This window comes from Sinomonas sp., assembly GCF_051955515.1.
In the GTDB taxonomy this organism is placed as follows: Bacteria; Actinomycetota; Actinomycetes; order Actinomycetales; family Micrococcaceae; genus Sinomonas.
The window spans coordinates 1-7430 of sequence record NZ_JBQCGQ010000033.1; the positions used below are offsets into that span (position 1 = coordinate 1).

Consider the following 7430-nt stretch of genomic DNA (forward strand, 5'->3'; position numbering starts at 1 on the left):
GGAGATCCAGCTCACGGACGCGCTGCAGACCCTGGCCAAGCGCGAGGGCGAGGGCGGCGGGGTGTACGGGGTCGTGTTCCGCGGCCGCCGCTACGACACCGGCGACAAGCTCAGCTACCTCAAGGCCGTCGTCACCCTCGCCTGTGGCCGGGAGGAGTTCGGCGACGACCTGCGTTCCTGGCTTCGGGACTTCGTGGCGGACGGCGCGGGCGTTCCCGCATCCGCCGGCGCCTGACCAGCATGTGGGGGCCCGGCATCTGGCCGGTGACTTTGCAGTCCGGCGACATTGGGCTACGCCCGATCCGGCAGTCGGATCGGACCGAATGGATGGGCCTTCGGGCGCGCAACGCCGACTGGCTCGCGCCGTGGGAGGCATCGAATCCGCAGCCGGGAGGGGGACTGCCGACGTTCCGGCAGATGGTGCGCTCCCTGAACCAGCAGGCGAGAGAGGGCACGGCGCTCCCGTTTGTCATCACCCTTGACGAGGCACGGGACCATCCCGCCCCCATCGTGGGTCAGCTCACGGTCTCGTCGATCATCTGGGGCTCGGCGCTCATGGCCACCTTGGGCTACTGGGTGGACCGCGAGCATGCTGGGCGCGGGATTGCGCCCACCGCCGTCGCCTTGGCAACCGACCATTGTTTCTTCACGCTCGGGCTCCACCGCATGGAGATCAATATCCGGCCGGAGAACAGGCCCAGCCTGCGGGTGGTCGAGAAGCTCGGGTTCAGGTATGAGGGTCTGCGTCCTAAGTACCTCCACATTGCGGGCCAGTGGGCAGACCACGAGTCCTTCGCGTTGACCGCCGAGGAGGTTCCGGAGGGGCTCACCGCTCGCTGGCTCGCGTCTCGAGCCTGAAGTGTGGCGACACACCGGCCGGAATCCGGCCGGGTGCGGTGCTGGCCTCCTACGGTTTTGTCATGGACTTCGCCCTCAGCAGCTCGACGGTGCTCGGCGCGGCCGTGCTTCTGTGGCTGTTGTGGGGTGCCCCCTACCTTCTGCGCAAGAGCCGGCCCGCGGTGGATGCCTCGATGCTCCTGTCCGAAGAACCGGAGGGGGCGGTCCGACCCTCGACGCCACCCGCGCGCACGTTCCCAGAGCCCGCCCGCCCAGAGCCCGTCCGACGATCCCCCGAGGAGGGGCCGCTCGTGTCCAATCGGAGTTCCGATGCCGGCAAGCTCCGCATTCGCTGGGGGCGGTGTGTACTCGCCTTGGCGGGAGTCGCAGGGCTTCTCGTGGCCGTAGTCGGCGGCGTGCTCGCAGCGCTTCTGGCGGTTCGTCCGGCTATTCCCCTGGGCGGTCTCCTGGCGATGGTTCTGGCCGTCGTCGTGCTCCGCCGTCTCGCGGTGCGCGACCGTCGTCGTCGGTCACAAGCTCGCCCGCGGATGTCGGCTCCAGGTCAGCACCCAGCACCGCAGCGAGCCCCGACCACGCGCGTCGCCACGGAGGTCTTCGACCACCAGCCGGAGCCCGAGCCCGCCGCGCCGTCGTTGAGCCGCGAAGATCTTCGGGCGGCAGCGATGGAAGTGGCACGCGCAGCCCAGGCGGCAGCTGCGGAAGCGGCGAGCGAAAGCGGGGACGACGAGGGATCGACGTGGGAGCCTGTGGACGTCCCGAAGCCGTCGTACATGGATGCGGCGAAGGCCGAGCGTGAGGCGCCTGAGCCCATCGAGACTCCCGACGCGCCCAAAGCCGCAGGCAAGGTCACCATCAAGCCGAAGCCGCAGACCGGGGAGACCTCTGGCGTTCCCACGGTCCCCGGCGCACGGCCAGCAGCTCGAGGCGCTCTCGGCAATCTGGATGCCGTGCTCCAGCGGCGCCGCGCCTAACCCAGCTGTACGACGGCGCACCCTCGCCGACGGCTGTGGTCCGCGCCTCCCAATTCCGCTTCCCGGGGCGGGGACCTTCTTCTCCGAGCGCCGCAATCTGGCGCCGGACAGTGCCTTGGGCACCAGGGCTTGTGGGCGGTGGCTCATCGAGCAGAAAGGCAGGGCCGTCGATTTGTCTTGGCGCTCCCCGGCCAGTAAGGTTGAAGCCGCACCGCGGGGTCTTAGCTCAGTTGGTAGAGCGCTTCGTTCGCATCGAAGAGGTCAGGGGTTCAAATCCCCTAGGCTCCACTTTTGAAAGGGACGTCCATTCAGGACGTCCCTTTGTGCGTTGGTGGTCATGATGGGATTCGCTCACGCTTGCGGGGGATACGGTGCCTCGGGATACGGCGGATACGGTTGCGCCGGAAGACGGTCAAAGCGCTGGCCAGCCGGGTTCGGCGGCAGGATCATCATCACGAGGAGCGCGATCCACCCGAGGACAGGGATCAGGGCCAGGAGCAGGAGCAGGGCGCTGAGGTTCGCATCATGCAAACGCCTTGCTCCCACCGCGAGGGAGGGGACGACTGTCGCGAGGAACCAGAGGCCGCTCAGTCCGGCCGAGGTGGCCGTCCGGCCGTCCGTCGTGGAGCCCGCCGCGTTGAGGACGCCCGAGACGATCGCGGAGGCCAGCGCCCACCACCAGTACTCGCTGCGGCTCGCGCGCCCGGCAAAGACCGCATACTTCTTCCAGAAACGCTTCACGGCTTCGACGGGCGGTGCCCCGTAGTAGGGGAGCTCGAGGGGAACTGAGCTCGGGGCTCCGTACGCGGGCTGATAGCTGCTCATGGCTCAGGCCTCTCACCGACGGTATTGAGCATCGACCACGGATCGACGTCAACCATGCTAGGAAAGCAGACTGCTCGCAGCCAGAGCACAAAGCCCCACGTCGAGGCCAGGGGACCGTTCAGCCGATGAGGCCCAGTGACCGCACTGCCTCGCGCTCGTGGTCGAGTTCCTTCACCGAGGCGTCAATCCGTACTCGCGAGAACTCGGGGATTTCGAGCCCTTGGACGATCTCCCACCGGCCGGCCGTGGAGCGCACGGGGAATGAGCTCACGAGTCCTGCGGGGATGCCGTAGGCGCCGTCGGAGACGATAGCCGCCGAAGTCCAGGAAGAAGCGGTCCCGAGCACCCAGTCATGGACATGGTCGATCGCGGCGCTGGCGGCGCTTGCGGCTGAGGATGCGCCCCGCACGTCGATGATCTCCGTCCCGCGCTGCGCCACCCTCGGAATGAACTCGGCCTCGAGCCAGTCCTGGTCGACTAGCGAGGCCACCGGCTGGCCGCCCGCCGTCGCGTGCGTGACATCCGGATATTGGCTCGCGGAATGGTTGCCCCAGATCGTCACCCCATCGAGGTCCGAGGTACGGCAGCCGAGCTTCGCGGCGAGCTGTGCGAGGGCGCGGTTGTGGTCGAGCCTGGTCATCGCAGTGAACCTGTCCGCGGGGATGTCCGGGGCATTGGCTGCGGCGATCAGTGCATTCGTGTTGGCCGGATTGCCTACGACGAGCACCCGGACGTCATCGGCGGCGTGGTCGTTGAGGGCACGGCCCTGAGGACCGAAGATGCCGCCGTTCGCTTGGAGGAGGTCCGCCCGCTCCATGCCCGCCGTCCGCGGGCGCGCGCCCACGAGAAGCGCCACGTTGACGCCGTCGAACGCTTGCCCGGCGTGGTCGGTGACCTCGACGCTCTCGAGAAGGGGAAAGGCGCAGTCGTCGAGCTCGAGGGCCGTTCCCTCGGCAGCCCGGACGGCCTGCGGGATTTCCAGGAGACGGAGACGGATCGATGTCTCGGGGCCGAGCATGGCGCCGGCAGCGATGCGGAAGAGGAGTGCGTAGCCGATCTGGCCGGCCGCGCCGGTCACCGTGACAGTGGCAGTCTCAGGCATGGGCCTCAGTCTACGGTCAGAGCCATTTCCGCCATCGGAACACGAGCCACAGGATGAAGCCGGCCACGACCATGAGGGCGAGCGCGTAGGGGTAGCCCAGGTCCCAGTCGAGTTCGGGCATGACCTTGAAGTTCATCCCGTAGATGCCGGTCACCAGCGCTGGCGCGAAGAAGATAGCGGCCCAGGAGGAGATCCTCTTGACCTGCTCGTTCTGGGCGAGGCTCGTCTCGTTCTGGCGGTTCGCGGTGAGGGTCCCGTCGAGGACGAGGGCGTTCTGGAGGATGTCGCGGAAGGCGTCGGCCCTCGAGATGACCTGCTCCACGTGGTCCCGGACGTCCCGCAGATTGCGCTGCAGCTCCAGGTCCACGTGGTACTTCTCGAAGCCGCGTTCGAGTCCTTCGATGAGCGAGCGGAGCGGGTGGATGGCGCGCTGGAATTGGATGACCTCGCGAGTGAGCTCATAGATCCTCCGGGACACCGCCGAGCTGCCTTCGAACAGCTGGTCCTCGATCTCGTCGATGTCGTTCTCCAGCCCAGAGATGACCGGTCCATAGTCGTCCACGACTCGGTCGAGGAGGGCGTAGAGGACGGCCTGGGGCCCGCAGGCGAGCAGCTCAGGCTCGGCCTCGAGACGCTTCCGCACCTGTCCCACCCCCGCCGTTTCCGCGTGCCGGACTGTGACCACGAAGTTCGGACCGGTGAAGATATGCAGCTCGCCGAACTCGACCGTCTCGCTTTCGTCCACGTAGCGGGCGGGCCTCAGCACGGTGAAGAGCACCTCGCCGTACCGTTCGGCCTTGGGGCGCTGGTGAGCGTGGACAGCGTCCTCCACCGCGAGGTCATGAAGGCGGAATTCGTGCGCCATTTGGGCCATCTCGTCCGGGGTCGGCCGGTACAGGCCAATCCACGCCATGCTGCCGCCCATGGCCTCGAGCGTTTCGAAGGTCTGCTCGAGGCTTTCCGGCTTGGCGGCCCGATGGCCGCCCACGTAGACCGCGTTGTCGATGATCGTCACCGGGTCATTATGCCGGTGACGCTTCGGTATTCCTGAAGTTCCTCACAGGCAAAGAGATCTTTGCAAAGAAATCCTTGCAAAGATTCCTTTGCATCTCTATGCTCTTTCCATGGCCGAGAACGATCCGCAGCCCGTACCGAGCAGAACCGTCGACGTTGCCTCGCTCAAGGGCCTCGCGCACCCGCTGCGGATCCAGATTCTGGAGACGATCTCGCGCTACGGACCTCAGACCGCCGGAACCCTTGCCGACCGTCTGGGAGAGTCGACCGGCGCCACGAGCTATCACCTCCGGCAGCTCGCAAAGCACGAGTTCGTCCGCGAAGTCGAGGGCAGGGGGACGAAGCGGGAGCGCTGGTGGGATCGGCCCAAGGAAATGCTGACAATTGTCACCCGCGAGCTCGCGGACAATCCCACGACCCGCGAGGCGGCTCAGCTGGTGAGCCGCGAGTTCGAGCACAACCGCGCGGCCGCGCTCGCGAACTTCGTGGAGCACGGCTGGCTCGAGGACGAGCCTGAATGGTCCGAGGCCGCTGCCCTGGACACAACGAACATTCGCCTGACCGCCACGCAACTGGCGGAGTTCGCACACTCCGTCGAGAAGTTCATCGCGCAGTCGGTGGAGCGACTTCGAGCAACCGGCGTCCAAGAAGGCGCACGCCCAGTCCAGATCCACTTCAACGCGTTCCCCCTTCGGGAGGACGCTGTGCCGGCAACGCGAGGTCGGAGCCGGAAGCCACGAGGAGAACAGCCATGACCACATTGCATGCCGCCTTCACAGGCCCCCGCCGGGCGGGGCTCTTCGACAGCCTCGTTCATCGGGTCGGCGCAGCCCTCGTCGCGTGGTCCGAGCGCCCGCACGTCGTAGATCCACGCGTCAACCGGCTCGTAGAACTCGACGAGCTGCGTGAGGACGCGCGCGCCCGGCTCCGCTTCTGAGCCGCAGCCTGATGTGCGCGCCTTGGAAGTTCAGTCCGGGAGGGGCCCGCGCCCGGGGATCTGCTCGAAGACCAGGGTCGTCTCAGTGTGGCCGACTACCGGGTCGGTCGTCAGATTGTCGAGCACCCAGTCGCGCAGCTCTTCGGTGCCTCCCACTGCGATATGCAGCAGATAGTCCACGGCACCGGACGTGTGGAACGTCGCGAGCACTCCAGGCAGCTGGGGGACGCGGGACGTGAAGGAGTCGATCTGGTCGCGGTCGTGGGCGCGGAGGCTCACGGAGATGAGCGCCTGAACGCTGCGGCCCACGGCGCTCAAGTTCACTTTTGCCTCGTAGCCCGTGATGATGCCGCGGTCCGAGAGCGCGCGCGTCCGCATGAGCGCCGTCGACGGGGCGATGCCCACGAGTTCGGCGAGCTGCTTGTTGGTCATGCGGGCGTCCTCGACGAGAGCGGCGAGAATGCGGCGGTCGACCTCGTCAAGCATTTCGGCCATGGCGATGGTGGCTCCCTCCGGGGCGATCTCCTGCGGCGATGACCACAGCCAGCCCATCCTACCGGCCAGGTGGACTCGCCTACCGAGGCGGGCGCGAGGGGTGGACGACGGCGGCAACCGCCGCGGTGACGACGGCCAGCACCGCGATGCCCCCGGCGAGCGGGGCCCAGCCGAAGCTCTGGTAGACCAGGCCGCCAAGCCATCCGATGAGGCTGGACCCCGCGTAGTAGCCGAGGTTGTAGAGGGAGGCGGCTTGGGCCTTTCCCGTCGTGGCGAGCGCCCCGGTCCACCCGGATCCCAGCCCGTGCGCCGCGAAGAAGCCTGCCGTGAGGACGATGAGACCGAGCAGGATCGCCGGGAGGGATTCGAGAGCTGTGAGGAGGACCCCGGCTGCCATGAGGAGCATGCTCGAAACCATTACGGTCCGCCGGCCGAAGCGTTCGCTCAGTCGCGCCGCGTACCCCGAGGAAGCGGTTCCTGAGAGGTAGGCGAGGAAGAGGAGGCTCGTTATAGCCTCGGGGAGGAAGAAGGGCGCCTTCTCGAGCCGGTAGCCGAGGAAGTTGTAGACGGCCACGAAGCCGCCCATGAGCGTGAAGGCCTGCAGATACAGGGCGAGGAGCCGCCGATTCCTGAGCTGCGCTCCGAGCAACCGGAAGACTTCGGCAAGCGTGCCGCGCGTCGCGTCTCCGCGCCGTTCCCGAACGGGCACGAATCCCTTCTGAGTGGGAGCGAGGGCGACAAAGGCCGCGGCGGCAACGGCGCCGAGGACCGCGACGGCGAAGATCGCCGCCCTCCAGCCCCAGATGTCCGAGAGTGGCCCCGCAACGAGCCGCCCCAGAAGGCCGCCGATCGTGGTGCCTGCCACGTAGGTGCCCGCCGCCACTGCGGCATTCGCGCGATGGACCTCCTCATTGAGGTAGGCGACTGCGAGGGCGGGGACAGCACCGAGCGCGGCTCCCTCGATGCAGCGCAGCGTGAGCAGAACGGCGATGCTGGGCGAGAACGGCGCGAGGAGACCGAGGACCGTGGCCGCCGCGACCCCTGCCGTCATGGCCGGCACGCGGCCGATGCGGTCGGCGACGAAGGACCACGGCAGCACGGCCACGGCAAGGCCGAGCGTCGCCAGGGACACCGTGAGGGCCGCTTGGGCAGCGTCGACGTGCAGGTCTGCCGAGATGCGGGGGAGCAGGGCCTGAGTGGAATAGAGCTGGGCGAACGTGGCGACGCC

General features: G+C 67.7%; 9 protein-coding genes, 1 tRNA gene and 1 pseudogene. 6 read left to right on the top strand and 5 right to left on the bottom strand.

Going from position 1 to position 7430, the window contains the following annotated elements; all coding sequences use genetic code 11:
- The 4 genes and pseudogenes from ACTHL9_RS01625 to ACTHL9_RS01640 form a co-directional block, all read left to right on the top strand.
- A pseudogene (locus ACTHL9_RS01625) lies at positions 1 to 235 on the top strand (hypothetical protein); the annotation flags it as partial.
- A gap of 5 nt (positions 236 to 240) precedes the next feature.
- Complete coding sequence (locus ACTHL9_RS01630) at positions 241 to 858, top strand: GNAT family N-acetyltransferase (RefSeq protein WP_440516882.1); 618 nt, start codon at positions 241 to 243, stop codon at positions 856 to 858.
- A 62-nt stretch (positions 859 to 920) separates the two neighbouring features.
- The gene (locus ACTHL9_RS01635) at positions 921 to 1829 is read left to right on the top strand and encodes a hypothetical protein (RefSeq protein WP_440516883.1); all 909 of its coding nucleotides are present in this window, start codon (positions 921 to 923) and stop codon (positions 1827 to 1829) included.
- 215 nt (positions 1830 to 2044) lie between these two features.
- Positions 2045 to 2117 (top strand) — tRNA-Ala (locus tag ACTHL9_RS01640).
- Between the two features lie 63 nt (positions 2118 to 2180).
- Here ACTHL9_RS01640 and ACTHL9_RS01645 read toward each other — a convergent pair.
- The 3 genes from ACTHL9_RS01645 to corA form a co-directional block, all read right to left on the bottom strand.
- Positions 2181 to 2654 carry a DUF805 domain-containing protein gene (locus tag ACTHL9_RS01645; RefSeq protein WP_440516884.1) on the bottom strand — a complete coding sequence of 158 codons (474 nt, stop codon included), beginning with the start codon at positions 2652 to 2654 and terminating at the stop codon, positions 2181 to 2183.
- Positions 2655 to 2772: 118 nt separating this feature from the next.
- Complete coding sequence (locus ACTHL9_RS01650; RefSeq protein WP_440516886.1) at positions 2773 to 3756, bottom strand: malate dehydrogenase; 984 nt, start codon at positions 3754 to 3756, stop codon at positions 2773 to 2775.
- Between the two features lie 16 nt (positions 3757 to 3772).
- On the bottom strand, positions 3773 to 4771 hold the full coding sequence (gene corA / locus ACTHL9_RS01655; protein WP_440516888.1) for a magnesium/cobalt transporter CorA: 999 nt from the start codon (positions 4769 to 4771) through the stop codon (positions 3773 to 3775).
- 109 nt (positions 4772 to 4880) lie between these two features.
- On the opposite strand from corA, the gene ACTHL9_RS01660 reads away from it, so the two are divergent.
- Positions 4881 to 5525 carry an ArsR/SmtB family transcription factor gene (locus ACTHL9_RS01660; RefSeq protein WP_440516889.1) on the top strand — a complete coding sequence of 215 codons (645 nt, stop codon included), beginning with the start codon at positions 4881 to 4883 and terminating at the stop codon, positions 5523 to 5525.
- The gene (locus ACTHL9_RS01665; RefSeq protein ID WP_440516890.1) at positions 5522 to 5707 is read left to right on the top strand and encodes a hypothetical protein; all 186 of its coding nucleotides are present in this window, start codon (positions 5522 to 5524) and stop codon (positions 5705 to 5707) included. Before ACTHL9_RS01660 ends, ACTHL9_RS01665 begins: the two co-directional genes overlap by 4 nt.
- Before the next feature lie 30 nt (positions 5708 to 5737).
- On the opposite strand, the gene ACTHL9_RS01670 is transcribed toward ACTHL9_RS01665, so the two are convergent.
- Both ACTHL9_RS01670 and ACTHL9_RS01675 read right to left on the bottom strand, forming a co-directional pair.
- A complete protein-coding gene (locus ACTHL9_RS01670; protein WP_440516891.1) occupies positions 5738 to 6202 on the bottom strand; it encodes an Lrp/AsnC family transcriptional regulator in 465 nt (154 codons plus the stop codon).
- A 79-nt stretch (positions 6203 to 6281) separates the two neighbouring features.
- A partial coding sequence (locus ACTHL9_RS01675; protein ID WP_440516892.1) for an MFS transporter occupies positions 6282 to 7430 on the bottom strand: 1149 nt, incomplete at its 5' end.